Here is a 23,193-nt window from a genome sequence, read left to right as displayed (position 1 = left end):
TCGCACACCCGATATCGGGATGCCGCTTCAAACACTGGTCGCCCCGGCCTTGAAGGACCGGGGCTTTTGCGGCGTCCTCTTAGCGAAAAGGATTTAACGGCGCAATGGCCATATAGGCCGTGGCGGTACGCCCCGGCCTTGGCGGCGTATGCAGATAGCCGTGACAGGCGCGCCGGTTCAGCGGCCGAGCGGCGGGCACGGGCGATCGGGCGAGCAGCCATCGACACCGGGCGGCGGCGGGCCGCGGCGGTCGTCCGGGCGTGCACCCTCTTCCCATCTGCGCCGATCGCGCTCGCCATCACCGCGATTGTCACGGTTGCCGTCATCCGGACGATCGCGCCAGTTCCGGTCACCACGGTCGTCTCCACCACGATTGTCGTAACGATAACGGTCGTCGAGGCGATACCGGTCTTCGTAACGATAACGGCCGTCCTCGCGGTAGCGATCGGGATCGCGGATCGGATCGTCGCGCCGGCTGTCATAATAGCGCGGCGGCGGTGGCACGTCGCGGCGATAATCCCATCCCCGCCAGCGATCGCGCTCCCGGTAGAAATCGCGGTCGCGGTAATAACGCTGCCAGTAGGTATCCACGTCGAAGGTGATCATCGGGATGCCGAGCGGACGATAATATTGCGGACCGACATAGACCCGCCGCTGCTGGTAACCGGCCTGGATATAGTTGCCGGACACCCAGCCGCGACCGCGCGCAAAGGAGACATCGCACCAGTTCACATTGCTGAGGCAGCCATGGATGACGATCGGCGCACCGGAGGGCACGACGACGACCGCCGGATACCGCGTGCTCGGGCCGGACCGCATGTTGACATTGGTCGTCGCAAAGCCGTTCGTGGCAGCATTGGCGACCGCCGGCAGCGCGAGCAGGAGGCCCGCAGCCAGCATTTTCAGGATTTGACGTTTCACACCCAACCTCCTGGGATTTGATCTTTTTCTTGTAACGTCCCTTCAGGGACCACACGCAGATGAAAATCCGGTTTTTTCATGTCGCCATTGCCGCCACCGCCTTTAGGCGCGCCCCAACTGATCCGCGCGAAAGCCAGCCGAGTAGTCCAGGCTATGATGCAGAATTCACCGCTGCTGCCCCATGCGACAACGCAGCAGGCTTGACAAGCAGCGGCCGTGGGCCGACTTCAGGCTCAGACGAACAAGGAGATGAACGATGAGCGAGGCCTCCGCCACGACGATCGACCAGGGTGAAGTGGACCGCTTCTCGGCGATGGCTGCCGAATGGTGGAGCCCGACCGGCAAGTTCAAGCCGCTGCACAAGTTCAACCCCGTTCGCATCGCCTTCATCCGCGATCAGGTCTGCGAGGCGTTTGGTCGCGACCCGAAAAGCCATAAGCCCTTCGAAGGCCTGCGTTTCCTCGATATCGGCTGCGGCGGCGGGCTGCTCTCCGAACCCATGGCGCGTATGGGCGCGACAGTCATCGGTGCCGACCCGTCGGAAAAGAATGTCAAAATCGCCGAGACCCATGCCGCCGAAAGCGGTGTGACCGTCGATTACCGCGCCGTGACCGCCGAACAACTGGCAGCCGAAGGCGAAACCTTCGATGTCATTCTGAACATGGAAGTGGTAGAACATGTGGCCGATGTGAACCTGTTCATCTCCACCTGCGCATCCATGGTGCGCCCCGGCGGGCTGATGTTCATCGCCACCATCAATCGCACCTTCAAGGCCAATGCGCTCGCCATCATCGCCGCCGAGCGTATCCTGCGCTGGCTGCCGAAAGGCACCCACAGCTACGACAAGCTGGTCCGCCCGGACGAACTGGAACGGCCGCTGTCCGCCTCCGGCATGGAGATCATCCACCGCACCGGCGTCTTCTATAATGTGCTGCAGGACCGCTGGAACCTGTCGCGCGACATGGATGTCAACTACATGATGCTGGCGAAACGGCCGGCGTGAGCTGCGCCTGTCAGACCTTGAGCTGAGAGATCACCGTCAAGAGCTCCGCCTGCCCCTGCGCATTGCGTGCAGCGATGGCTTTGACGGCTGCGCGGTCGATCACCATCGGCTTGCCTTGACTGTCAAAGGGCGTCTTGAAGGTGAACGCTTCTGCCGTCGGGCCGCAATCGGCCAGATGGTGCAGTCGGTCAACGCCGTGTTGCCAGTTCGGTCGCGAACCGGCCTCCACCCACCAGAGAACAAGCGGCGGCCAGGTCTGCCGGATATTCCAGTGGCGGGCGTGCTTGAGCGCATCGGCATGAACGCCGCTATAGCTGAAGGCCATCAAGGATTCGACATCACGCCACAGCGAGAGGGACGACGGCGCGCTGGTGAAGCCAGTTCCCTCAAGGTAGCGCGGGAACACCTGTTCACCCCAAGCCTCAGGCCCGTCCTCGCCCGCATAACCGGAACGCCCGAGAAAACCTTCTGCCCTGGCGGCGGCCTCAAAGTTCAGACCCTCACGCAGGCGAAACCCCTCAACAGCCGGGCTGTCATAGGGCGCAACATGGATGCCGAAATTGTAGAGAGCCAGCAGCTTCCTATGGGACAAGTGTCCCTCTGAGCCGTCGACAAGATCAATTGGCATCGTCAGGCAGCACGGGAAGCGGTGCGACATCAATGCCTTCGTCGATCAGCTCCCGCACGTCGGTCAGGCTCGCCTGGCCGATGATGCCGCGGGCATCGGCTTCACCGTAGTGGATCTTGCGCGCCTCTTCGGGAAACCGCTCGCCGACATCCTCGGCATTCGCCTTGATCGTGGCGACCGCTTCCTTGAGTTTGGCCATGGCTTCCTGGCGCACGGTATCAAGCACCACCTGCTGGCGGGCTTCCTTCTTCCGCGCAGTCGAAACCGAAGGCGCCATCAGGCTTTTGCTGATGGAGGACGACCCGCAGATGGGACAGGTCAACAGTCCCGTTTGCACCTGCCGATCGAAGTCCGCACTGCCCGAAAACCAGCCTTCGAAACCGTGGGCATTGTCACATACGAGGGAATACCGGATCAAACCGAAACGCCTCCGCTTGCCGCGATGCGGTCGAGCGAAAACTCGCGGGCATTCTTGAGGTTCGGGATCTTGGCCCGCGCCGCCTTGACGGCAGCGATATCGATCTCGGCCATCACCACGGCTTCACCCGCGCCGCCGGCCTGCCCCAGCACGCGCCCCCAGGGGTCGATGATCATCGAGTGGCCGAAGGTTTCACGGCCGTCCTCGTGCACGCCGGCCTGGGCTGCGGCAATCAGGAAAGCGCCATTTTCGATCGCGCGCGCCCGGAGCAGGATTTCCCAATGCGCCTCGCCGGTCTGACGGGTAAAGGCCGCCGGCACGGTCAGGATCTCGGCACCGGCGAGCGCCTCCGTGCGGAACAACTGCGGAAAACGCACGTCGTAGCAGATGGCAAAACCCAGCGTCGCAAAGGGCAGGCTCGCCACGCGCGCCTGTGTACCCGCCTCATAGGCGGAACTTTCGCGCCAGCTCTCGCCATTGTCGAGATCGACATCGAACATGTGGATCTTGTCATAGGAGCAGACACGCGTACCATCCGGCGCAAACAGGAATCCGCGGTTGGCGATCTTGCCGTCCGCGCGCGCAATGGCCGTCGAGCCGATATGAACGAAGATGCCGAGTTCGCCGGCAAGAGACGAAGCGCGTGCGACGATCAGGTCGCCGTCCTCATCCTTCAGAACCGCACGCAAGGCAGCACGATCCTTCTGAATCGCACCCGTCATTTCCGGCGTCTGAACATAAGACGCCCCGTTTGCCGCCGCCTCGCGCACAAGCCGCGCCATATCGTCCGCATTCTTTTGCGGATCAACGCCCGAGCACATCTGGATGGCTGCAACCTTGAACGTCATGGGAAAATCCTCAGGCCGCCAGCAAGGGGTCGAGCTTGCCATCACGGTCGAGCGCGTGCAGGTCGTCACAGCCGCCGACATGCCGGCCGTTGATGAAGATCTGCGGGAAGGTCGAACGGCCATTGGCCTTGCCGATCATCTCCTGCCGCAATTCCTGCGAGAACGTCGCATCGTGTTCCGTGAAGGAAACACCCTTCGAGGCCAAGAGAGACTTTGCCCGTGCGCAATAACCGCAGAGCTGACGTGTGTAGATCACCACTTCTGCCATCAGGAACTCCGTATCCGGCAGCCCGCAACTGGTCGCGGGACCACCTGTCTTTCGTTCGTCATATAGGCTGACGCAGCGCCATTGCAAAGCTCAAAACCGTCACCTGCGCCGCACCGGCCCGCTTCAGGGCCTTCGTTGCAGAAGAAACCGTCGCCCCGGTGGTGTAGACATCATCAACGAGCACGATGTGCCGGCCGAAGACCATGTTCTCGCGGCCTTTCGCGACACGGAATGCCGCCCGCAGATTGTCCTCGCGGGCGCGTGCTGTCAGCCCCACCTGGCGCAGCGTCCGTTTGCGGCGCACGAGCACATCGGAAAGCAGCGGCTTGCCCGACAGCCTCGACAAGGCGCGCGCCAATTCCGCCGCCTGATTGAACCGACGGCTGGCGAGCCGGCTCCAGTGCAGCGGCACCGGAACGATGACATCCGCCTGCTGCAGGTGCTGGCCGCCCGCCCGCTGCATCCAACCGGCCATCATGCCGGCAAGTTCCGTCCGGTCCCGGTATTTCAGCGCATGCACCAGGGACCGGGCAGGTCCCTCATGCAGGGCAACCGCCCGCAGCCGGTCGAACACCGGCGGTTCGGCGATCGCCTCGGCACAGACCATGCCCTCCCCGGGATCATAAGAAAAGGGAATGCCCAGAACCTCGCAGAAAGGCCGCTCGATGAAGCGCATCTGTCGCCAGCAGGCGGGACACAGCGCATGATGTTCGCCGGTCCTGATACCGCAGGCCGCGCAGGAGGGCGGATAAAGGACGTCCAGCACCGGACGAATCCAGTGCGACCACCGGAAACGACGCGGCAGAACCTCGATTTTGTCGTCCACATCCCCCATCTCTTGACTTTAATCCGATCGTGGCGCCCATGCGACCCGAAATTGCGATCCGAAAACCTGTGAGTGGAATGTGCGATGGACATGCTTTTCGACCTGCCGCTGGTCACCCGCCGACGCGAACGCGCCGCCCAGCGTGCCACCTCCGGCGCCGATTTCCTGGTGGATCTCGCGGCCCGCGAACTGGCCGAGCGACTGGCAGTGGTGGAACGGCATTTCGATGAGGCGGTGGAACTGCATGGCGGCACCGGTTCGGCCGCTCGCGAGGCCTTTGCCACCGGCCGCATAGGCACCATCCGCCGCATCGAGACGGGACCGGTCTTCGCCACCTCCGCAGAAGCGGTCGAACCGGCAGACCTGGAAGACGTGCCTTTGGCGGATCAGTCGGTCAATCTGGTGCTGTCGCCGCTGTCCCTGCACCTCACCAATGATACGCCCGGCATGATGGTGCGCATTCGCAGGGCGCTGAAGCCGGATGGCCTCTTCCTCGCCGCCATTCCCGGAGCCGGGACACTGGGCGAATTGCGGGATGTGCTGCTTTCGGCGGAAGCGGAGGTTCTGGGAGGTGCCAGCCCGCGCGTCATCCCCTTTGCGGATGTGCGCGATATCGGCGGCCTGCTGCAGCGCGCCGGTTTCGCCCTGCCGGTCATCGATGCGGAAAACTACACCGTCCGTTACGATACGCTGTTTGATCTGATGCGGGATCTGCGCGCCATGGGCATGACCAACCCGCTGATCGGCCGCAGCCGCAAGCCCCTCACCCGCCGCTTTTTCCTGCGCGCTGCGGAGCTTTACGCCGAACGTTACGCCGATGCGGACGGACGCATCCGCGCCACCTTCTCGATTGTCTATGTGTCGGGCTGGGCACCGCATGAAAGCCAGCAGAAACCACTGAAGCCGGGTTCGGCCAAGATGCGACTGGCGGACGCGCTGAAAGTGGGCCTGGACGACCCTTCAAAGGAAAAGCCTAGTCAGTCTTGATGCTGTTGCTGACGGTATTGAGAACGTTTTCGACGTTGTTGCTGAGCGCGCCGAAGCCGACGATCAGGGCGACGCCCAGAATACCCGCCAAAAGCCCGTACTCAACGGCTGTCGCGCCGGTGTCGTCGAGAAGAAATCGCAAAAAGGTCTTCATCGCATTCCTTCGCCGCCGAGGGCAGCTCAGGCAACCCTTGGCGGTTCAACAGGGATCATCGCTACCATAGCCCTGCACGACGCAAACGGAGCCGGGCGTTTCCTGCAGAACGCTACGGCGAATTGTATAATGTTTCGTTCCTTTTTCTTCAGACTTGATCGAACCCGTGGTGATCATGTCGAATTCTTCCTGCACATGGGCAAGGTGGCGCGTATCCTGACGGCTGGCCAGCATCGGCGTCACGATCAGCGACAGGGCAATCACCGCCGTCCCGAACAGCAGCGCGACATTCAGCGCACCCGTCCTGCCGGATCTGATCGACGCCCTCTGCTGGGCACGAACAGTTTTCCAGAATTCCTCATCCATGGCGGCCTCGTTACGCAGTTACATCCGTAATGCTGCATATTGTCCAAATCCGTTAAAGGATCTGTTAACGGTGAGCGCAAAGAGGACCACCACCAGCGGTCTGTGGATAAGTCAGAGCAGATCCTGCAGGAAGGGAATGAGCGGTTCGTCCGCCGGCGGCATCGGATAATCCCGAAGCGCGTTCGGGCGAACCCATTTGATGGCCTGGCCTTCCCGGCCGCTCGGAATGCCCTCGTAGCGACGGCACACATATAGCGGCATCAGCAGGTGGAAGGTCTCATAGGTGTGGCTTGCGAAGGTGAGCGGCGCGAGACACGCGACCTTGGTGCTAATACCGAGCTCCTCGTCGAGTTCCCGCACAAGCGTCTCTTCCGGCGTTTCGCCGGTCTCCACCTTGCCGCCCGGAAACTCCCAGAGACCGGCAAGGCTTTTGCCTTCGGGACGCTGGGCCAGCAGAATACGGCCGTCGGCATCCACCAGAGCGCAGGCCGCAACCAGAACGATCTTCTTTCCCTCGCCCACGCTCATTTCCCCTGACGCCAGTAACGGTACTGATAGACTTCGCGGAAGCCGAACTTTTCGTAAAGCGCGATGGCGGCGAGGTTGTGTGTATGCACCTGCAGCCAGGCTGTGCGCGCACCACTGATCCGGGCCCATCTGAGAGCTGTCGAAAGCATCTCGGTCCCCAGGCCCTTGCGTCGCTGATCCTGCGCCACGCAGAACGACAGGATACCCGCCAGGTCATTGTCCTGAACGCACAGCGCAACGGCCTGCGGAGCTTCTCCCGGATTCTCCACCGTGAACAGACCGGTCGCAGGTTTGATGGCGCTGATGATCTCGGCCAGCGCCGGCTTGATCGCCGGATCGTCCTGATCGACGGTGATCAGCGCGTCGATGAAACGACCGATATCATGGCTCGGCAGATGATCGAGGACATCCGGAAGCTCGAGCCCCGCCAGATCGGCGGTCATCACCTTGACGGTTTCGAAGACCTCCCAGCCCTCCGCATCGAGCATGGTCAACAGGGGCAGCGGCGCAAGCGGCGTCTCGCGGATCACGAGCGGGCGGCCATAATCCTCAAAACGCTTGCGCGCCTTCTCGATCCGCATCTCCGCATCGCGATAGTCCGACGGATCGAGCGGCACGACGGAATTCAGCCGCTTCGACGGATGCCCGCCGGTCAGCCGAACCTGCCAGCTCCCGTCATAAACGACGGAAGCCGCGGGCCACGCACGAAAACCCACCGCTTCCAGACGCCGCACAAGCGGCAGGTTGCTGTGGGGAGAAATTGCCTGCATCAATATCGTCAGCTCCGGTAGTCACCATTGATGGCGACATATTCCTTCGTCAGGTCACATGTCCAGACGGTTGCGGTTCCGGAGCCAAGACCGATATCGGCACGGATCAGAATGTCTTCCTGCTGCATCACGGCGGTGGTGGCCGCTTCGGAATAGTCCGGATCGCGCTCGCCGTTGACGGCAACGCGCACATCGCCGAACCAGATGGCCAGACGGTCACGGTCGGCCATCTCGCCCGACTTTCCGACCGCCATGACAACGCGGCCCCAATTGGCATCCTCGCCGGCCACCGCCGTCTTCACCAGCGGCGAATTGGCAATCGACAGCGCGATGCGCTTGGCCGCGGCATCACTTTCGGCACCGGTCACGGTGACTTCAACCATCTTGCGGGCGCCTTCGCCATCGCGCACCACCTGCAGAGCAAGGTCCTTCAGCAGATCGTTCAGCGCTGCGCGGAAGGAGGAAAGCCGCGGATCATCCGCCGTCTCCACCACCACCTGGCCATCGTCTTTCGCCTTGCCCGTCGCAAACAGCAGAAGCGTGTCCGAAGTCGAGGTATCGCTGTCGACCGTTACGGAATTGAAGGTTGGCCCAACGCCTTGGGACAACAGCGCCTGAAGCGCGGCCGGAGCGATATCGGCATCGGTCGCCACGAAGGAGAGCATGGTCGCCATGTCGGGCGCGATCATGCCGGCACCCTTGGCGATGCCGTTGATCGTCACCGTCACGCCGCCGATCTCGGCGGTGCGGGTCGCGACCTTCGGATAGGTATCGGTCGTCATGATCGCCTTGGCGGCTTCCAGCCAGAAATCGCCGGTCGCCTGACCATGCATGTCGCCCAAAACACCGGCAAACTTGGTGGCATCGAGCGGCTCGCCGATCACGCCGGTGGAGGCGAGATAGACCTCGTTGGTGGCGCATCCCACCGCTTCCGATGCGGAACGCGCCGTCAGTTCCGTCGCGGCCTTGCCCTTGACGCCGGTAAACGCATTGGCATTGCCCGAATTGACGACCACGGCGCGCGCCTTGCCGGTCGGCAGGTTGGCACGGCAGAAATCAACCGGTGCCGACGGGCACTTGGAGCGCGTGAAGACGCCGGCGACGGCAGCCGGTTCGTCGAACACCATCAACAGAACGTCGGTGCGGTTCTTGTACTTGATGCCGGCGGCAGCCGTTGCCATGCGCACACCGCGCAGGGTCGGCATTTCGGGATAGGATTTCGGGGCGAGCGGGGAAACGGTTGCGGACATGAGCCTTGAGATCCGGATATGGAAAGGCCCGCAAATGCGGGCCAGGTTGATCTTTCGACGAGCGGATTATTCGCCCTTGGTCAGTTCCTCATAGCCTTTGCGCATGGCCTCGTCCATGATCTCGACCTTCTGGTCCTTCTTCGCATCGTCGATGATCTGGGTATACTTCTCCTGCATGACGATCTGGCGAACCTGCGGCTCGACCTGGTCGAATGCCGGCGGCTGTGCGTCACGCTTGTCTTCGACCTTGATCACGTGCCAGCCGAACTGCGACTGGACCGGGGTCTTCGTGTAGGCACCCTTTTCCAGAGCAAAGGCAGCCTGTTCGAATTCCGGAACCATGCGGCCCTTGGTGAAATAACCGAGGTCGCCGCCATCGGACTTGCTGGTGTCTTCCGACTTTTCCTTGGCCAGTTCGATGAAGTCCTTGCCGGCATCCAGCTGCTTGATGATCTCCTTCGCCTCTTCCTCGGTCTTCACCAGGATATGGCGGGCATGCACTTCCTCTTCCTTCGGAAGGGCAGCGACTTCCTTGTCATAACGTGCCTTGACCTCTTCCGGCTTCAGCTTGTCGAACTGGTCACGCAGGTAAGCGTTGTGCAGTTCGCGCTCCTGCAGGTAGGCCATGCGCTTCTTGAAATCGTCGGCATTCTGCAGACCGGCCGCTTCCGCCTTCTTCGCCACCAGCTTGATGTCGATCAGCTGCGAGAGGGCGGCGATCTTGCGCTGGTCTTCCGGCAGCTGCTGATACTGCTGGCTCAGATTGGCAAGCGCCGTGTCCAGATCCGACTGGCGGATTTCGACAGTGCCGATCTTGGCGATAACGGCATCGTTCTGAGCGAATGCCGGCGCCTGGAAGGAAACCGCGACGGCCAGGGCGGCAGCTGCGATGAATGTGGGGCGAAACATTGAACTACCTTTCGGATTGAACACCGGTCCGATGACAACCGGGACCGGCCGGAACACTCTCAGAAACACCGGATTATGGCCTTTCTGTATCGGTCGGAACCGTTGACATCATTCGACCCCCCTCTTATCTGTCACGCTACTTCGCGTCCAGAAGAGTTTCCGGGCAGATCCGGCATTTTGCCTGTGTAAAAACGGCAGACAGATGCTGGGTCATCCGGTCACGTGATGACACATCAGTCTAGAAAGGACCATTCGTATGGTCAGCCTTGGTGGGATTGCCCGCAAGTTCTTCGGTTCAGCCAACGACCGCCGTGTACGCTCCTATCGTTCCCGTATCAGTGCCATCGGCGCACTGGAGGAGAACATCAAGGCTCTGAGCGATGCGCAACTGGCAGCCAAGACCCAGGAATTCAAGCAGCAGCTTGCCGACGGCAAGTCTCTCGACGACATTCTCGCCCCCGCCTTTGCCGTTGTCCGTGAAGCCTCGCGCCGTGTGCTGGGCATGCGCCCCTTCGACGTGCAGCTCACCGGCGGCATGATCCTGCATGAAGGCGCGATCGCCGAAATGAAGACCGGCGAAGGCAAGACGCTGGTGGCGACGCTGCCGGTCTACCTGAATGCCCTGTCAGGCAAGGGCGTGCACGTCGTAACCGTCAACGACTACCTGGCAAGCCGCGACGCCGCCATCATGGGCCGGCTTTACGGCTTCCTCGGACTGACCACGGGCGTCATCGTTCACGGCCTCGACGACGAGCAGCGCCGCGCGGCCTATGCCTGCGACATCACCTACGCGACGAACAACGAGCTCGGCTTCGACTATCTGCGTGACAACATGAAATATGACCGCGGCCAGATGGTGCAGCGCGGCCACAATTTCGCGATCGTCGACGAAGTGGACTCGATCCTGATCGACGAGGCGCGCACGCCGCTGATCATTTCCGGCCCGCTGGACGACCGCTCCGATCTCTACAACACGATCGATGCCTTCATTCCGCTGCTGTCGGCGGAAGACTACGAAATCGACGAGAAGCAGCGCTCTGCCAACTTCTCCGAAGCCGGCACCGAGAAGCTGGAAAACCTGCTGCGTCAGGCGGGGCTTCTGAAGGGCGAGTCGCTCTACGACGTGGAGAACGTCGCGATCGTCCACCACATCAACAATGCGCTGAAGGCCCACAAGCTCTTCCAGCGCGACAAGGACTACATCGTCCGTAACAACGAGATCGTCATCATCGACGAGTTCACCGGTCGCATGATGCCGGGCCGCCGTTATTCGGAAGGCCAGCACCAGGCGCTCGAAGCCAAGGAAAAGGTGCAGATCCAGCCGGAAAACCAGACGCTGGCCTCGATCACCTTCCAGAACTACTTCCGCATGTATGAAAAGCTTGCCGGCATGACCGGCACGGCCTCCACGGAAGCGGAAGAATTCGCCAACATCTACCGGCTCGACGTCATCGAAGTACCGACGAACCTGCCGATCCAGCGTATCGACGAGGACGACGAGGTCTACCGGACCAACGAGGAAAAGTTCAAGGCGATCATCGAGGAAATCAAGACTGCCCACGCGCGCAACCAGCCCGTGCTCGTCGGCACCACCTCGATCGAGAAATCCGAGCTGCTGGCCGCCATGCTGAAAAAGGCAGGTTTTGACGCATTCAGCGTTCTGAACGCCCGGTATCACGAACAGGAAGCCTATATCGTCAGCCAGGCCGGCGTTCCGGGTGCCGTCACGATCGCAACGAACATGGCAGGCCGCGGTACCGACATCCAGCTCGGCGGCAATATCGACATGCGCCTGGAGCGTGAACTGGAAGGCATGGAGCCCGGTCCGGAGCGCGACGCCAAGGAGGCGGCCATCCGCGCCGAGGTCAAGCAGCTCAAGGAAAAGGCGCTCGCCGCCGGCGGTCTCTACGTGATCGCCACCGAACGCCACGAAAGCCGCCGCATCGACAACCAGCTACGTGGCCGCTCCGGCCGCCAGGGCGATCCGGGCCGCTCGAAATTCTACCTGTCGCTGCAGGACGACCTGATGCGCATCTTCGGCTCCGACCGCATGGACGGCATGCTGCAGAAGCTCGGCCTCAAGGAAGGCGAGGCGATTGTTCACCCCTGGATCAACAAGGCGCTGGAACGGGCCCAGAAGAAGGTCGAAGCCCGCAACTTCGACATCCGCAAGAATCTCCTGAAGTATGACGACGTCACCAACGACCAGCGCAAGGTGATCTTCGAACAGCGCATCGAACTGATGGATGCGACCGATCTCACCGAGACCGTCAGCGACATGCGCCATGAGGTCGTCGACATCCTCGTGACGAAGCACATTCCCGAGCGCGCCTATGCCGAACAGTGGGATGCGGCAGGCCTCAAGGAAGCGGCCCAGCGCCTGCTGAACCTCGACCTGCCGATCGAAGAATGGGTGCAGGAAGAAGGCATTGCCGAAGACGATATCCGCGAGCGCCTGATGCAGGCGGCCGACGCCGCCGCCCAGGATCGCGCCGAACGCTTCGGCCCGGAAATCATGACCTATGTCGAGCGCTCGGTGCTGCTGCAGACGCTGGATCACCTGTGGCGCGAGCACATCGTCAACCTCGACCATCTGCGCTCCGTCGTCGGTTTCCGCGGTTATGCGCAGCGTGACCCGCTGCAGGAATACAAGGCGGAGGCCTTCGAACTCTTCCAGGCCCTGCTGGCAAACCTGCGCGAGGCCGTCACCGCCCAGCTGATGCGCGTCGAACTCGTGCGCGATCAGCCAGCCCCGGAACCGCCGCCGGTCATGCAGGCCCATCACATCGACGCGACGACCGGCCAGGACGAATTCGCGCAGGCCGCCATCCTGCCGGCCGTGGCGCCGGAAAATCGCGACCCTGTGGACCAGTCCACCTGGGGCAAGGTCGGCCGCAACGAACCCTGCCCCTGCGGTTCCGGCCGCAAATACAAGCATTGCCACGGCGCGTTCGAACAGGTGTGACGCTGCCGCCGGACAAGATCCGAACAAGACATTCAAGGGTCGCCCACCGGGCGGCCCTTTTGTTTGTCCGCGGCAAGGGAAAGGTGTCGTTGCAACCACGGGCAATCGTTTCTTAACCCTGTCGGGAGCATAGTCGGCTGCGGAAAGTCCTGCGTCCCACGGGTAGTGCGCCTTACATGACAGTGATCGAAACAGCGGAGAAACTCATCCCGCTCAGCCTCCGGATTCGGCTTGTGCCGATCGCCCGGAAGCTTGCCCCGATCCTGAGCGGCAGCGACGAAACCGCCCGCGCCCAGCGCATGGCCCTGATCGCCTTCGTCATCCGTGTCATCAGTGCCGCGATCGCCTTCGTGTCGCAGATCATCATGGCGCGCCTGATGGGCGAGTTCGAATACGGCATCTTCGCCTTCGTCTGGGTTCTCGTCGTCGTTTTCGGCAATCTGTCCTGCCTCGGCCTGCATACCGCAGTGATCCGGTTCCTTGCGCACCACGCAACGCGCGGTGAGATCGAACTGCTGCGTGGCCTGAACTGGACGGCGCGTGTTCTTGCCATGCTCGCCGCCACCGTGCTGGCCGCATCGGGTTTCACCGTCCTGCAGGTCTTCGACCACATCATTCCGGATTACTGGATGGTTCCGGTCATCCTTGCACTCTTCACCCTGCCGATGATTGCGCTGGGCGACGTTCTGGACGGTACCGCGCGGGCCAATGGCTGGACGGTGACCGCGCTCAGCCCGACCTACATCATCCGCCCGCTGCTCATTCTGGCCTTCATGCTCATCGCCGTCTGGCTCGGCCAGCCGCGTGCGGCCCGCACTGCGATGGAGGCGGCCCTTGCCGCCACCTATCTGACGACGCTCTTCCAGTTCATCCGCGTCACGATGCGGCTGAAGCGACTGCACGGCCGGGGAAGCCTTGCCTTCGACCTCGGACCCTGGATGCGCTTCGCCTTCCCGCTCTTCCTGGTCGATGGCATCGGTTTCCTGCTGACCAATTCGGACGTCGTGGTCGTCGGCCTCTATCTGCCGCCGGATCAGGTCGCCGTCTATTATGCGGCGGCAAAATCCATCGCGCTCGTCCAGTTCGTCTATTTTTCGGTGAAGGCCGCAGCGGCTCCGCGCTTCTCCGCCATCATGGCCGCGAACGATCAGACGGCTCTTGCCTCCTTCGCCGTCCAGGCCGCCCGCTGGAGTTTCTGGCCGGCGCTGGCGGTCGGCCTCACCGTACTTGCGCTGGGTGAATTCCTGCTGGCGCTCTTCGGCCCCGGATTCACGGAAGGCTATATCCTGATGGTCATCCTGTTTGCCGGGATCCTTGCCAAATCCTCCGTGGGACCCGGCGAAGTGCTCCTCAACATGGCCGGCCGGCAGACGCTGTGCGTCGCCCTCTACACCTTTGTGCTGGCCTGCAATATCGGCCTCAACATCACGCTCATTCCGCATTTCGGGCTTTCGGGCGCCGCCTCCGCCACCGCCCTTGCGATGATCATCGAAGCGATCCTTCTCCACGTCGCGGTCCGTCTCACCCTCGGCATCACCCTCTTTGCCTTTGCCGCAAACCCATCGACAGCAGGCGTAGAAAGGCCGGACCACCATGGTTGAGCTTCCGCCCGTCGCACGTCCACTGGCCAATGCCGCGCAAACGCCAAACGGCGCGGGTTTCGTGCGTCAGACCGTCGCGATCCCCGATGCGCCGCTGAAGGTAGCGGTTGGCCGTCCGGGCCGTTCCCTTTCCATTTATCCCGCCACCATGGGCTATGACCTGCAAGAGGAGCTCGATTTCCTCTCCAACCGCGTCATGGAGCCGAACGTCTTCTTCAGCGGACGGATGCTGGCGCCTGCCATGCCGCGCGTCGAAGACCGCCAGGTGCAACTCGCGCTGATCCGGGACCAGAGTGACCGCACCAGCCGCATGCGCCTGCTGATGCCGTTTTCCGTCGAGAAACCTGGCTTTTCCGTCGGCGCCTCCATCCTGCGTGTGTGGGCGAACCCCTTCGGTCCGCTCGGCACGCCCCTGGTCGACGCGGAAGATGCCGCTGAAACGCTGGACAATCTGTTGGAAGCACTCGCCAACCGGCAGACGCGCCTGCCGAAAGTGCTGGTTATGCCGGATCTTCGGCTGAACGGCCGTTTCGCCCAGTTGATCCGTGCCGTCGCCGTTGCCCGCAACCTGCCGCTGTCGATCACAAGCCCCTATCAACGCCCGACTCTCGAAAGCCTCGTCGACGGGGAAACATATCTGCGGCAGGCCGTGTCCGCCCACCATCTGCGGGAAATGCGGCGCCTGTGGCGCAAGATGGAAAAGACCGGCACACTGACCTATGAGATTGCCCGCCAGCCCGGTGATATCCGTCGCCGCACCGAGGAATTCCTGGCCCTTGAAGCCAAGGGCTGGAAGGGCCGCAAGCGCTCCGCCCTGATCAACGACCGCTACCGCGCCGCCTTTGCCCGCGAAGCGATCGGCAATCTCGCCGAAGCCGACGCGGTTCGTATCCACACGCTCGACTGGAACGGCCGCGCCATCGCCTCGCTCGTCGTCTTCATCATGGCCGGTGAAGCCTATACCTGGAAGACCGCTTACGACGAGGAGTTCGCCCGTTTCTCGCCGGGCAAGCTGCTGATGATGAAGGTCACGGACTGGCATCTGGACGATGCCAACATCCTGCGCACCGACAGCTGCGCGGTGCCGGACCATCCGATCATGAGCAGGCTCTGGACTGAACGCGAAGAGATGGGAACTCTCGTCATCGGGCTGAATGAATCGGGCGACCGGGACGTGCGCCAGGTCGCAGCCCAGCTTCACCTCTACCGCAACACGCGCAACATGGCGCGGATCCTGCGCGAAAAGATCATGGGACTTGCCGGCCGCGACGCATGACACCACGGCCGGCCGTTTTCTTCATTTGCTAAGATTAATACTTAATGATGCCCCCCGTTGAAGGTGGCGTTGATTATGCTAGGAAATATCCGCCCGATTTTGGGTACGGGGATCCAACATGATCAGGACTTTATTTACTGCGGCGGTTGCTTTGATGGCGCTGTCTGCAACGATTTCAACGTCTAAAGCCGAAGATCTCGTCTTTACGTTGAAGAACAACACGAATGGAACGATTGAACGTTTCTTCACCTCGCCTGTCGGCGTCAACAACTGGGAAGAGGACGTCTTCGGGGACGACGTCATCGAGCCGGGCGAAAGCATGGAAATCACCATCGGAGACGGTCGCTCCGTCTGCCAGTACGACATGCGCTTCGAGTTTACTGCCGATTCCAACATCGAGACGCTGGAAGATACGCAGGACCTGTGCGCCATGGGCTCCTACACCATCAGCCTGTCGAAGAATTGAGGCACGCCATGACCGGATTGCGCAAAAACACCATCAAGGCCGCATTTGTCGTTGCCGGCCTCCTTGCAACCTGCAGCAGCGCGCTGGCCTTCGGCGCGATTGCCGTCAACGATTCCCAGGGGACGGCCGCGCATGAAGTGGGCTACGGCATCGGCTGGGGCAGCACTCGGAAGGAAGCAGAACGCAACGCCATGCGCGAATGCCTGTCTGCCGGCAATGACGACTGCGAAGTGGCCGTCTGGTTCGAAACCTGCGGCGCCTATGCCGGCGACCGCGTGAAATACGGCATCGGTTGGGGCCGCACGCTGCGCGAAGCCGAACGCGGCGCGCTCGAAGACTGCCCGAACTGCAAGATCGTCGTCTCCGACTGCCAGTAAGGCAAAAGATACCCACCCGCCGCTATCAGCCCTGATGGCGGCGGAAGACATCTGCAGAATAGATGTGTCAGGCAATGGGAAGTCGATGGTGCCCCGTGCCGGAATCGAACCAGCACTCCTTTCGGAACCTGATTTTGAGTCAGGCGCGTCTACCAATTCCGCCAACGGGGCATCGAAAGTGGTGGTTGCCGTCTAGCACAGGAAATTCTAGTCGCGCAAGCATGCACACCTGCCAGCCGACGAACTTATTGCATCTCACAAAGAATTGCCCGTGGCAGAATGATGCGCCCGGCCGGTTCGGCGTTTACAGGTTTGAAACCAATCATTAGAGCAGGAGCCAAGAAGTCCAGCGTCCGGAGATCCTGATGGCAGCCACAGACGACACCCGCCCCTCCCTGATGGCGCATTCCGCCATTCTTGCACTCGGCATGGCGGCAACCGTGGGAACGGCGCTCGGTTTCCAGCATATCGGCGGCTACATCCCGTGCGCGCTCTGCCTTCTGCAGCGCGAACCCTATTACTGGGGCATTCCGGTGGCGCTCGGCGCGCTTGCGACCGCAGCCTTCCGCCTGCCGCCCGCCGTCACCCGCGGCCTCATCGCCGTCGTCGGCATCATGATGGTCATCGGTGCAGGCATGGGGATCTATCATTCCGGCGTCGAATGGGGTTTCTGGGAAGGCCCCGCCACCTGTTCCACGACGGCCAACGGCATGACGACCAGTGCCGCCAACCTGCTGAATGACCTCAACACGATCAAGGGCCCCTCCTGTACGGAAGCGGCGCTGCGTGTACTGGGTCTTTCCTTCGCCGGCTGGAACGTCATTGCAAGCCTGGCGCTCGCGGCATTCGCCTTCCGCTCCGCTCTCACGCGGCGCGGCTGATCCTCGCAAAAGAACCGGGCGTTACGGCTGCAGTTCGGTATCCCAGTAGAGATAGTCCATCCAGCTTTCGTGCAGATAGTTCGGGGGGAAGAGCCGGCCATTGTTGTGCAGGTCCTGCACGGTCGGCTGATAGGGCGCCTGGTGGGGGAACATGCCCGCCTGCTTGGGAAGTTTGCTGCCTTTTTTCAGATTGCAGGGGGAGCAGGCAGCCACCACATTTTCCCAGGTTGTTTCCCCGCCATGGGCTCGGGGTATCACGTGATCGAAGGTCAGGTCCTCGCGGGAGCCACAATACTGGCACTCGAATTTGTCGCGGAGGAAAACGTTGAAGCGGGTGAAGGCGGGGTTTCGAGTGGGCTGAACGTAGGTCTTGAGACTGACGACACTCGGTAATCGCATCGAGAAGGTGGGAGAGGAAACCGAGTGTTCATACTCTGCGATGATATTCACACGGTCAAGAAAGACTGCCTTGATCGCGTCCTGCCAGGACCACAGCGACAAGGGGTAATAACTCAGCGGCCGGTAGTCAGCGTTCAAGACGAGCGCCGGCAGGGCCTGCGGGGAGACTGCAATCGTCAACGGACGCTCCTCACCGATTCGGCTTATGTCCTTTCTATATTAGGTCCGTTGTTACAGGAATGTGAAGCCGAATTTATGACGCAGTCCCTGTCACAGGCGATCACGTCACCGGGAGCGCGTCACGCCGCATTTCGCGGGCATAATAGGCCCAGAAGAGGCGTGCGGCGACAGACCGCCACGGGCGCCACAATGCCGCCCGTTCCGCCGCAAGCGTAAGCGACGGACGTTCGTTCATGCCGAAGGCGTGGCCAAGCGCTGCCCTCAACGCCACGTCGCCCACCGGAAAAATGTCCGGCGCGCCGAGGCAGAACATCAGATAGACCTCCGCTGTCCAGGGACCGATCCCCTTCAGCGCCATGAGCCGAGCCATCGCCTCTTCGACCGGCATGTCGCCAAGCCGGGCAAGATCGAGCTCACCATCGACGATCGCCCGTGCCACGCCGGAGATCGTCAGCGTCTTCGCCCGCGACAGGCCGAAACCGGCAACGACATCCGGTGCATGGGCAAGGAAACTCTCCGGCGTCACGGGACCCTGCGCCACCATTCGCGACCAGATGGCATTCGCGCTGGCCTTCGAGACCATCTGCGAGACGATGATATGCGCGAGCCCGGCAAAACCGGGTTCGGAGAGGCGCAGCGGCACCGGACCGGCCGCTTCGATCACCGGCCGCAAGGCCGGATCCAGATCCATGAGCGCGGCAAGCCCTTCCGCAATATCGCGCTCATCCCGTATCACGGCCATCGAATTGCCTCCCGATTCGTGGCAGAAGAAACCATGGTCCACATCGAACGTCAAAAGCCCGTCTTCCGCTTTGCCCCAAGCCCCAACGGCTTCCTGCATCTCGGGCATGCGCTGTCCGCGCTCATCAATCAACAGATGGCGCTGGACGCACAGGGGCGCCTTCTCCTGCGGATCGAGGACATCGACCAGACGCGCTGCCGTCCGGAATTCGAGCACGAGATCTTTTCCGATCTCGCTTGGATCGGTTTTGCCTGGGAAGAGCCGGTGCGCCGCCAGTCCGAACATTTTGACGACTACCATGCGGCGCTGCGCCGGCTGGAAGACCAGGGGCTGATCTATCCCGCCTTCCTGACCCGCGGCGAGGTGAAGGCGCGTGTGCATGCGGCGGAGGCGGCCGGCAAACCCTGGCCGCGCGATCCGGATGGCGCGCCGCTCTACCCCCCGGACGACCGGGACCGAAGCCCGGCGGAACGCCAGAGACTGCTGCAAAGCGGGCTTCGCCATGCGCTGAGGCTCGACATGCAGAAGGCGCTGGCTCTCATCGGCACGCCGCTTGCCTGGACCGAAACCGGCGATGGCGAAAAAGGCGAGATCCAGGTCAACGCGGCCGCCTGGGGCGATGTCATCCTGTCCCGCTCGGATGCGCCCTCCAGCTATCATTTGTCGGTGGTGGTGGATGATGCGGCCCAGGGCGTCACCCATGTGGTGCGCGGGCTCGACCTCTTCCACGCCACCTCCGTGCACCGCCTGCTGCAGCACCTGCTGGACCTGCCGCAGCCGCTGTACCACCATCACCGGCTGATCCTTGGTCCGGATGGGCGAAAACTGTCGAAGAGCCAGGGATCGACGGGCATTGCGGCGCTGCGCGCCTCCGGCCATTCACCGGCTGATATTCGCGACCTGCTTGGTCTTTGACGGCACATCGTCGGGAACGGCCGCTTTATCGCCAGAGGCCCGCCTTGCGTGTTTGAGGGTCGAATAGACGCGGTATTTCATCAGCGCTGCATTCACCTCCGCCCCCAATATGAAGATCACGCCGACCATGTAGAGGAAGACCAGCACGATCATCACCGAGGCAAGGCCGGCATAGGTGGCGGCGTAATTGGCGAAGGTAGACAGATAGGAAGCGAAGGCAAACCCGAAGGCGCTCCAGCAGATCAGCGTCAGAACGATCCCCGGCAGGATGTCGATCAGCCTGCGGTTTCCGGCCGGCAGCCATTTGTGGCAGACGATCAGGCCGAGGAAGAGCACGATGGCGGTGCCGAGCAGCCCGAAGCTGGAGATGTGGGTCAATTCATCCTGCAGCCAGGGCAGACGCGCGCCCGCATACCGGATGGCGATCGGGATCGCGACGAGCACGATGCTGATCGCGGCGAAGATCACCACGGCCACGATCACGTAACCGAGGCTTGCGAGGCGCGTCACGTACCAGGCGCGGCTTTCCGCCACCCGGTAGGCCCGGTTCAGCGAGATCCTGAGCGCCTCCACCCCGTTGGAGGCGAAATAGGCCGCGGCCAGCACCGAGATTGTCAGAAGCCCACCGCGCGGAATGTCGAGAACCCGACGAATTTCCGCGGCGAGCGGCTCGGCAATATCCGCCGGCCAGGTGTCGAACAGAAGATGCACCGCCGTGTCGGAAAAGCTGTTGGCGCCCAGGAAACCGGCAAGCGCCGTGCCGAAGATCAGGAACGGAAACAGGGCCAGCAGGCCGGAGAGCGCCACATGGCTTGCCAGCGCCCAGCCATCATCATCGTTGAAATGACAATAGGCGTCATAGAAGACTTTGAAGCAAAGCCGGAAAGGCCGGATCGTCTGTCCTTGCTCGCTCAAGGGGAACTCCGTTGTCACTGAAGCCCAAATATGGGAAATGCAGAGGCAATGTACAGGAGGGGCCATGTCCGATCAGCGCACGATCATCATTACCGGCTGTTCATCCGGGATTGGCGCCTATTGCGCCCGCGCCCTGCAGAAGGACGGTTGGCGCGTCTTTGCGACCGTGCGCAAGCCGGAGGATGTCGCATCCCTTGAAGCGGACGGCATCGAGACCCTGCTCATGGACTACACGAAGCAGGAGACGATCGACGCATTGGTGAAGGAGGTCAGCCAGCGCACCGGCGGGCGGATCGACGCTCTGTTCAACAACGGCGCCTATGGCCAGCCGGGCGCCGTCGAGGACCTGCCGACGGACGTGTTGCGCCTGCAGTTCGAGACCAATGTCTTCGGCTGGCACGAACTGACGCGGCAGGTCATTCCATTCATGCGCGCGCGTGGGACAGGCCGCATCGTCCAGTGCTCGTCCATTCTCGGCCTGGTTCCCTATCGTTATCGCGGCGCCTACAATGCCTCCAAACATGCGATCGAGGGGCTGGGCGTAACTCTCCGGATGGAACTCGACGGCAGCGGCATCTTCGTCAGCCTGATCGAGCCCGGTCCGATCGCGACCCGTTTTACCGCCAATGCGCTGGCGGCGATCGAAGCCCATATCGATGTCGAGAACTCCGCCCATGCGCGCGAATATAAGCGGCAGCTTGCCCGGCTGGATGGGTCCGGCCCGATCAACAAGCACAAACTCGGGCCGGAAGCCGTGCACGAGGTTCTTGTGCACGCCTTGAATGCACCGCGCCCCCGGCCACATTACCTGGTGACCAAACCCGCCAAGCAGGGTGTGTTGCTGAAGCGGCTGCTGCCGGCAGATCTGTTCTACAGGCTGTTGCGTAAGACGGACTGAAACCTCAGAAAAGGCATCTCCATGTCCAGCTTTACCACCATTCTGGCCCTCATCGTGATGGGTCTCGTGGTTCTCGTCCTGATCCGCGGCCTGTTCAACATGCTGCAGGGCAAGGATGTCAACAAGTCCAACAAGCTCATGCAGCTGCGTGTCATGCTGCAGGCGATCGCGATCGTTCTGATCATGCTGACGCTGTGGCTGACCGGCGGAGGTCGCTGATCGTGGTGAAGCTCAACAAGATCTACACCCGCACCGGCGATGACGGAACCACGGGCTTGGTCACTGGCCCACGCCGACTGAAACACGACCTGCGGGTGGATGCCTATGGCACGGTGGATGAAACCAATTCGGTGATCGGCGTCGCCCGCCTGCACACCGGTGCGATGGCGGAACTCGACGGCATGCTGTTTCGCATCCAGAACGATCTTTTCGATCTCGGCGCTGACCTGGCGACACCCGATACGGGCCAGAAGGTGGAATGGGAACCGCTGCGCATCGTCCAGTCGCAGGTGGACCGGCTGGAAGGCGAAATCGACACGCTGAATGCCAATCTCGACCCCCTCACCTCCTTCGTCCTGCCGGGCGGTTCACCGGCGGCCGCACAGCTGCATGTGGCGCGCACCATCTCGCGACGGGCGGAACGGTTGATGGTCGAGCTCTCCAAGCAGGAGGGCGAAATCGTTGGGGCGCCTGCCCTCAAATACATCAACCGCCTGTCCGACTTCCTGTTTGTCGCAGCCCGGTATGCGAATGGCGGCGGCAAGGCTGACATCCTCTGGGTTCCGGGCAAGAATAGGTAACTGAGCAATCATGGCGCCGGGAGCGGAGTAAAAGGTCACCGATGTTTATTCCGCTCTACGACGTCAATCACCTGAAGCACATCCGCGTCCAATACGTGACGATCGGCCTGATCGTCACGAATGTCCTCGTCTGGGCCTTCGGCAGCGTCGTGCCGGACGGCGCGGCCGATCTTGCGGCGCTCACCCTCGGCTTCATCCCCGCTGTCGCTTTCGATCACGCCATTCTGCCGCCAAGCCTCGATATCCTGCCCGGCGAAGCGACCTTCCTCACCTATGCCTTCGTGCATTTCGATTTTTGGCATCTCGCCCCGAACATGGTCTTCCTCTGGGTCTTCGGCGACAATGTCGAGGATGCGCTGGGGCACATTCGGTTCCTGCTCTTTTACCTCCTGTGCGCCGCGGCCGGCGCCCTCTTCCACGGCCTCATCAACCCGCTCTCGGAGGCCCCGCTGGTCGGCGCCTCCGGGGCGGTGTCCGGCATCGTTGTCGCCTATCTCATCCTCCACCCGCGCGTCCGTCTCTGGACCCTGGTGTTCTTCCGCATTCCGCTGCCGCTGCCGGCCTTCATTCCACTCATCCTCTGGGTCGCCCAGCAATTCGTCATGCTGGTGCTGGATCTGGAAGGCAGGGTGTCCTGGGGCGCCCATGTCGGCGGCATCCTGGCGGGGTCGATTCTCGTGGTCGTGCTGCGCCGACCGGGCGTGCCGCTGTTCGACCGCCGGATCGTTGCGCCACGCGCAGTCGAACTCGAGGATTAGTCTCGATCACCCCACGCGGGAATGGGGGGATGACCAAATTGCACCCCTGAAAAAGCTGAAAAGCCTTTGTGTTCGGTGCAAAAATGCGTATCCATGTCGCCCATTGACAATCGGCCGCTTGGGAGAGGCCGCATTTTCCCCACT

28 protein-coding genes and 1 tRNA gene are annotated in these 23,193 nt (G+C 62.1%); 13 read left to right on the top strand and 16 right to left on the bottom strand.

The features are described from left to right. Positions 1–177 precede the first annotated feature (177 nt). Positions 178–921 carry an SH3 domain-containing protein gene (locus OU993_RS10070; RefSeq protein WP_268156699.1) on the bottom strand — a complete coding sequence of 248 codons (744 nt, stop codon included), beginning with the start codon at positions 919–921 and terminating at the stop codon, positions 178–180. 256 nt (positions 922–1,177) lie between these two features. Here OU993_RS10070 and ubiG point away from each other — a divergent pair, with 256 nt between their 5' ends. Continuing rightward, positions 1,178–1,924: a bifunctional 2-polyprenyl-6-hydroxyphenol methylase/3-demethylubiquinol 3-O-methyltransferase UbiG gene (ubiG, locus tag OU993_RS10065; protein WP_268156697.1), complete on the top strand. Its 747-nt coding sequence runs from the start codon at positions 1,178–1,180 to the stop codon at positions 1,922–1,924. A gap of 10 nt (positions 1,925–1,934) precedes the next feature. On the opposite strand, the gene OU993_RS10060 is transcribed toward ubiG, so the two are convergent. From OU993_RS10060 to OU993_RS10040, 5 genes are read right to left on the bottom strand one after another with little or no spacing between them, the layout of a single operon-like run. Continuing rightward, complete coding sequence (locus OU993_RS10060) at positions 1,935–2,552, bottom strand: DUF3291 domain-containing protein (RefSeq protein WP_442792898.1); 618 nt, start codon at positions 2,550–2,552, stop codon at positions 1,935–1,937. Beyond that, the gene (locus OU993_RS10055) at positions 2,542–2,970 is read right to left on the bottom strand and encodes a DUF1178 family protein (RefSeq protein ID WP_268156693.1); all 429 of its coding nucleotides are present in this window, start codon (positions 2,968–2,970) and stop codon (positions 2,542–2,544) included. Before OU993_RS10055 ends, OU993_RS10060 begins: the two co-directional genes overlap by 11 nt. Continuing rightward, positions 2,967–3,818, bottom strand: a complete 852-nt coding sequence (locus tag OU993_RS10050) for a carbon-nitrogen hydrolase family protein (RefSeq protein ID WP_268156691.1) — start codon at positions 3,816–3,818, stop codon at positions 2,967–2,969. The genes OU993_RS10055 and OU993_RS10050 overlap by 4 nt, the downstream gene beginning before the upstream one ends. Before the next feature lie 10 nt (positions 3,819–3,828). Continuing rightward, positions 3,829–4,086 carry a glutaredoxin 3 gene (grxC, locus tag OU993_RS10045; protein ID WP_268156689.1) on the bottom strand — a complete coding sequence of 86 codons (258 nt, stop codon included), beginning with the start codon at positions 4,084–4,086 and terminating at the stop codon, positions 3,829–3,831. Between the two features lie 58 nt (positions 4,087–4,144). Beyond that, positions 4,145–4,921, bottom strand: a complete 777-nt coding sequence (locus OU993_RS10040; RefSeq protein WP_268156688.1) for a ComF family protein — start codon at positions 4,919–4,921, stop codon at positions 4,145–4,147. 75 nt (positions 4,922–4,996) lie between these two features. On the opposite strand from OU993_RS10040, the gene OU993_RS10035 reads away from it, so the two are divergent. Then, positions 4,997–5,899, top strand: a complete 903-nt coding sequence (locus OU993_RS10035) for a methyltransferase domain-containing protein (RefSeq protein WP_268156687.1) — start codon at positions 4,997–4,999, stop codon at positions 5,897–5,899. Here OU993_RS10035 and OU993_RS10030 read toward each other — a convergent pair. From OU993_RS10030 to OU993_RS10005, 6 genes are all read right to left on the bottom strand, one after another. Next, positions 5,886–6,053, bottom strand: a complete 168-nt coding sequence (locus OU993_RS10030; protein ID WP_268156682.1) for a Flp family type IVb pilin — start codon at positions 6,051–6,053, stop codon at positions 5,886–5,888. The genes OU993_RS10035 and OU993_RS10030 overlap by 14 nt on opposite strands. Before the next feature lie 45 nt (positions 6,054–6,098). Beyond that, positions 6,099–6,419: a hypothetical protein gene (locus OU993_RS10025; protein WP_268156680.1), complete on the bottom strand. Its 321-nt coding sequence runs from the start codon at positions 6,417–6,419 to the stop codon at positions 6,099–6,101. 111 nt (positions 6,420–6,530) lie between these two features. Then, positions 6,531–6,941, bottom strand: a complete 411-nt coding sequence (mutT, locus tag OU993_RS10020; RefSeq protein ID WP_442792897.1) for an 8-oxo-dGTP diphosphatase MutT — start codon at positions 6,939–6,941, stop codon at positions 6,531–6,533. A gap of 2 nt (positions 6,942–6,943) precedes the next feature. Next, complete coding sequence (locus OU993_RS10015) at positions 6,944–7,717, bottom strand: GNAT family N-acetyltransferase (protein WP_268156676.1); 774 nt, start codon at positions 7,715–7,717, stop codon at positions 6,944–6,946. A gap of 8 nt (positions 7,718–7,725) precedes the next feature. Then, a complete protein-coding gene (gene argJ, locus OU993_RS10010; protein WP_268156674.1) occupies positions 7,726–8,967 on the bottom strand; it encodes a bifunctional glutamate N-acetyltransferase/amino-acid acetyltransferase ArgJ in 1,242 nt (413 codons plus the stop codon). A gap of 66 nt (positions 8,968–9,033) precedes the next feature. Beyond that, on the bottom strand, positions 9,034–9,876 hold the full coding sequence (locus tag OU993_RS10005; RefSeq protein WP_268156673.1) for a peptidylprolyl isomerase: 843 nt from the start codon (positions 9,874–9,876) through the stop codon (positions 9,034–9,036). A 256-nt stretch (positions 9,877–10,132) separates the two neighbouring features. On the opposite strand from OU993_RS10005, the gene secA reads away from it, so the two are divergent. The 5 genes from secA to OU993_RS09980 all read left to right on the top strand — a co-directional run bounded on the left by secA (position 10,133) and on the right by OU993_RS09980 (position 16,561). After that, positions 10,133–12,841 (top strand): preprotein translocase subunit SecA, encoded by a 2,709-nt coding sequence (secA, locus tag OU993_RS10000; RefSeq protein ID WP_268156672.1) that lies wholly within the window; start codon positions 10,133–10,135, stop codon positions 12,839–12,841. A 176-nt stretch (positions 12,842–13,017) separates the two neighbouring features. Beyond that, positions 13,018–14,442: a lipopolysaccharide biosynthesis protein gene (locus tag OU993_RS09995; protein WP_268156671.1), complete on the top strand. Its 1,425-nt coding sequence runs from the start codon at positions 13,018–13,020 to the stop codon at positions 14,440–14,442. Further along, positions 14,435–15,718 (top strand): GNAT family N-acetyltransferase, encoded by a 1,284-nt coding sequence (locus OU993_RS09990; RefSeq protein WP_268156670.1) that lies wholly within the window; start codon positions 14,435–14,437, stop codon positions 15,716–15,718. The genes OU993_RS09995 and OU993_RS09990 overlap by 8 nt, the downstream gene beginning before the upstream one ends. Positions 15,719–15,836: 118 nt before the next feature. Beyond that, positions 15,837–16,184 carry a hypothetical protein gene (locus OU993_RS09985; protein WP_268156668.1) on the top strand — a complete coding sequence of 116 codons (348 nt, stop codon included), beginning with the start codon at positions 15,837–15,839 and terminating at the stop codon, positions 16,182–16,184. 8 nt (positions 16,185–16,192) lie between these two features. Beyond that, a complete protein-coding gene (locus OU993_RS09980; protein ID WP_268156667.1) occupies positions 16,193–16,561 on the top strand; it encodes a DUF4189 domain-containing protein in 369 nt (122 codons plus the stop codon). An 86-nt stretch (positions 16,562–16,647) separates the two neighbouring features. Here the strand turns inward: OU993_RS09980 and OU993_RS09975 are convergent. Then, positions 16,648–16,732: transfer RNA gene (locus tag OU993_RS09975), tRNA-Leu, on the bottom strand. A gap of 194 nt (positions 16,733–16,926) precedes the next feature. Between OU993_RS09975 and OU993_RS09970 the strand changes: the two genes are divergently transcribed. Further along, positions 16,927–17,442, top strand: a complete 516-nt coding sequence (locus OU993_RS09970; RefSeq protein WP_268156666.1) for a disulfide bond formation protein B — start codon at positions 16,927–16,929, stop codon at positions 17,440–17,442. A gap of 21 nt (positions 17,443–17,463) precedes the next feature. On the opposite strand, the gene OU993_RS09965 is transcribed toward OU993_RS09970, so the two are convergent. Both OU993_RS09965 and OU993_RS09960 read right to left on the bottom strand, forming a co-directional pair. Continuing rightward, complete coding sequence (locus OU993_RS09965; RefSeq protein ID WP_268156665.1) at positions 17,464–18,021, bottom strand: HNH endonuclease; 558 nt, start codon at positions 18,019–18,021, stop codon at positions 17,464–17,466. 100 nt (positions 18,022–18,121) lie between these two features. Further along, positions 18,122–18,763 carry a DNA-3-methyladenine glycosylase family protein gene (locus OU993_RS09960; RefSeq protein ID WP_268156664.1) on the bottom strand — a complete coding sequence of 214 codons (642 nt, stop codon included), beginning with the start codon at positions 18,761–18,763 and terminating at the stop codon, positions 18,122–18,124. Positions 18,764–18,796: 33 nt separating this feature from the next. Between OU993_RS09960 and gluQRS the strand changes: the two genes are divergently transcribed. Then, positions 18,797–19,678, top strand: a complete 882-nt coding sequence (gluQRS, locus tag OU993_RS09955) for a tRNA glutamyl-Q(34) synthetase GluQRS (RefSeq protein ID WP_268156663.1) — start codon at positions 18,797–18,799, stop codon at positions 19,676–19,678. Here gluQRS and OU993_RS09950 read toward each other — a convergent pair. Beyond that, positions 19,643–20,659, bottom strand: a complete 1,017-nt coding sequence (locus tag OU993_RS09950) for a YihY/virulence factor BrkB family protein (protein ID WP_442792896.1) — start codon at positions 20,657–20,659, stop codon at positions 19,643–19,645. The genes gluQRS and OU993_RS09950 overlap by 36 nt on opposite strands. On the opposite strand from OU993_RS09950, the gene OU993_RS09945 reads away from it, so the two are divergent. Genes OU993_RS09945 through OU993_RS09930 form a run of 4 tightly spaced genes read left to right on the top strand, consistent with a single transcriptional unit; the run spans position 20,658 to position 23,049 of the window. Then, the gene (locus OU993_RS09945) at positions 20,658–21,491 is read left to right on the top strand and encodes an SDR family oxidoreductase (RefSeq protein WP_268156660.1); all 834 of its coding nucleotides are present in this window, start codon (positions 20,658–20,660) and stop codon (positions 21,489–21,491) included. The two genes, OU993_RS09950 and OU993_RS09945, sit on opposite strands and share 2 nt — an antisense overlap. A gap of 21 nt (positions 21,492–21,512) precedes the next feature. Further along, the gene (locus OU993_RS09940) at positions 21,513–21,710 is read left to right on the top strand and encodes a twin transmembrane helix small protein (protein ID WP_268156659.1); all 198 of its coding nucleotides are present in this window, start codon (positions 21,513–21,515) and stop codon (positions 21,708–21,710) included. Positions 21,711–21,712: 2 nt separating this feature from the next. Further along, on the top strand, positions 21,713–22,291 hold the full coding sequence (locus tag OU993_RS09935; protein ID WP_268156657.1) for a cob(I)yrinic acid a,c-diamide adenosyltransferase: 579 nt from the start codon (positions 21,713–21,715) through the stop codon (positions 22,289–22,291). Between the two features lie 41 nt (positions 22,292–22,332). Further along, a complete protein-coding gene (locus OU993_RS09930; protein WP_268156656.1) occupies positions 22,333–23,049 on the top strand; it encodes a rhomboid family intramembrane serine protease in 717 nt (238 codons plus the stop codon). The last annotated feature ends 144 nt before the right edge of the window (positions 23,050–23,193 follow it).

Source organism: Rhizobium sp. SL86, from assembly GCF_026672545.1.
Taxonomy (GTDB): Bacteria; Pseudomonadota; Alphaproteobacteria; order Rhizobiales; family Rhizobiaceae; genus Neorhizobium.
Note: the sequence above shows the minus strand (reverse complement) of the source record. Positions and strands in the feature narration are given on the sequence as shown.

Coding starts and splice junctions, on each gene's coding strand:
- ubiG (WP_268156697.1), top strand. CDS start 1,178: ATGAGCGAGGCCTCCGCCACGACGATCGACCAGGGTGAAGTGGACCGC.
- OU993_RS10060 (WP_442792898.1), bottom strand. CDS start 2,552: ATGCCAATTGATCTTGTCGACGGCTCAGAGGGACACTTGTCCCATAGG.
- OU993_RS10050 (WP_268156691.1), bottom strand. CDS start 3,818: ATGACGTTCAAGGTTGCAGCCATCCAGATGTGCTCGGGCGTTGATCCG.
- grxC (WP_268156689.1), bottom strand. CDS start 4,086: ATGGCAGAAGTGGTGATCTACACACGTCAGCTCTGCGGTTATTGCGCA.
- OU993_RS10040 (WP_268156688.1), bottom strand. CDS start 4,921: ATGGGGGATGTGGACGACAAAATCGAGGTTCTGCCGCGTCGTTTCCGG.
- OU993_RS10035 (WP_268156687.1), top strand. CDS start 4,997: ATGGACATGCTTTTCGACCTGCCGCTGGTCACCCGCCGACGCGAACGC.
- OU993_RS10030 (WP_268156682.1), bottom strand. CDS start 6,053: ATGAAGACCTTTTTGCGATTTCTTCTCGACGACACCGGCGCGACAGCC.
- OU993_RS10025 (WP_268156680.1), bottom strand. CDS start 6,419: ATGGATGAGGAATTCTGGAAAACTGTTCGTGCCCAGCAGAGGGCGTCG.
- OU993_RS10015 (WP_268156676.1), bottom strand. CDS start 7,717: ATGCAGGCAATTTCTCCCCACAGCAACCTGCCGCTTGTGCGGCGTCTG.
- argJ (WP_268156674.1), bottom strand. CDS start 8,967: ATGTCCGCAACCGTTTCCCCGCTCGCCCCGAAATCCTATCCCGAAATG.
- OU993_RS10005 (WP_268156673.1), bottom strand. CDS start 9,876: ATGTTTCGCCCCACATTCATCGCAGCTGCCGCCCTGGCCGTCGCGGTT.
- secA (WP_268156672.1), top strand. CDS start 10,133: ATGGTCAGCCTTGGTGGGATTGCCCGCAAGTTCTTCGGTTCAGCCAAC.
- OU993_RS09995 (WP_268156671.1), top strand. CDS start 13,018: ATGACAGTGATCGAAACAGCGGAGAAACTCATCCCGCTCAGCCTCCGG.
- OU993_RS09990 (WP_268156670.1), top strand. CDS start 14,435: ATGGTTGAGCTTCCGCCCGTCGCACGTCCACTGGCCAATGCCGCGCAA.
- OU993_RS09985 (WP_268156668.1), top strand. CDS start 15,837: ATGATCAGGACTTTATTTACTGCGGCGGTTGCTTTGATGGCGCTGTCT.
- OU993_RS09980 (WP_268156667.1), top strand. CDS start 16,193: ATGACCGGATTGCGCAAAAACACCATCAAGGCCGCATTTGTCGTTGCC.
- OU993_RS09970 (WP_268156666.1), top strand. CDS start 16,927: ATGGCAGCCACAGACGACACCCGCCCCTCCCTGATGGCGCATTCCGCC.
- OU993_RS09960 (WP_268156664.1), bottom strand. CDS start 18,763: ATGGCCGTGATACGGGATGAGCGCGATATTGCGGAAGGGCTTGCCGCG.
- gluQRS (WP_268156663.1), top strand. CDS start 18,797: ATGGTCCACATCGAACGTCAAAAGCCCGTCTTCCGCTTTGCCCCAAGC.
- OU993_RS09945 (WP_268156660.1), top strand. CDS start 20,658: ATGTCCGATCAGCGCACGATCATCATTACCGGCTGTTCATCCGGGATT.
- OU993_RS09950 (WP_442792896.1), bottom strand. CDS start 20,659: ATGGCCCCTCCTGTACATTGCCTCTGCATTTCCCATATTTGGGCTTCA.
- OU993_RS09940 (WP_268156659.1), top strand. CDS start 21,513: ATGTCCAGCTTTACCACCATTCTGGCCCTCATCGTGATGGGTCTCGTG.
- OU993_RS09930 (WP_268156656.1), top strand. CDS start 22,333: ATGTTTATTCCGCTCTACGACGTCAATCACCTGAAGCACATCCGCGTC.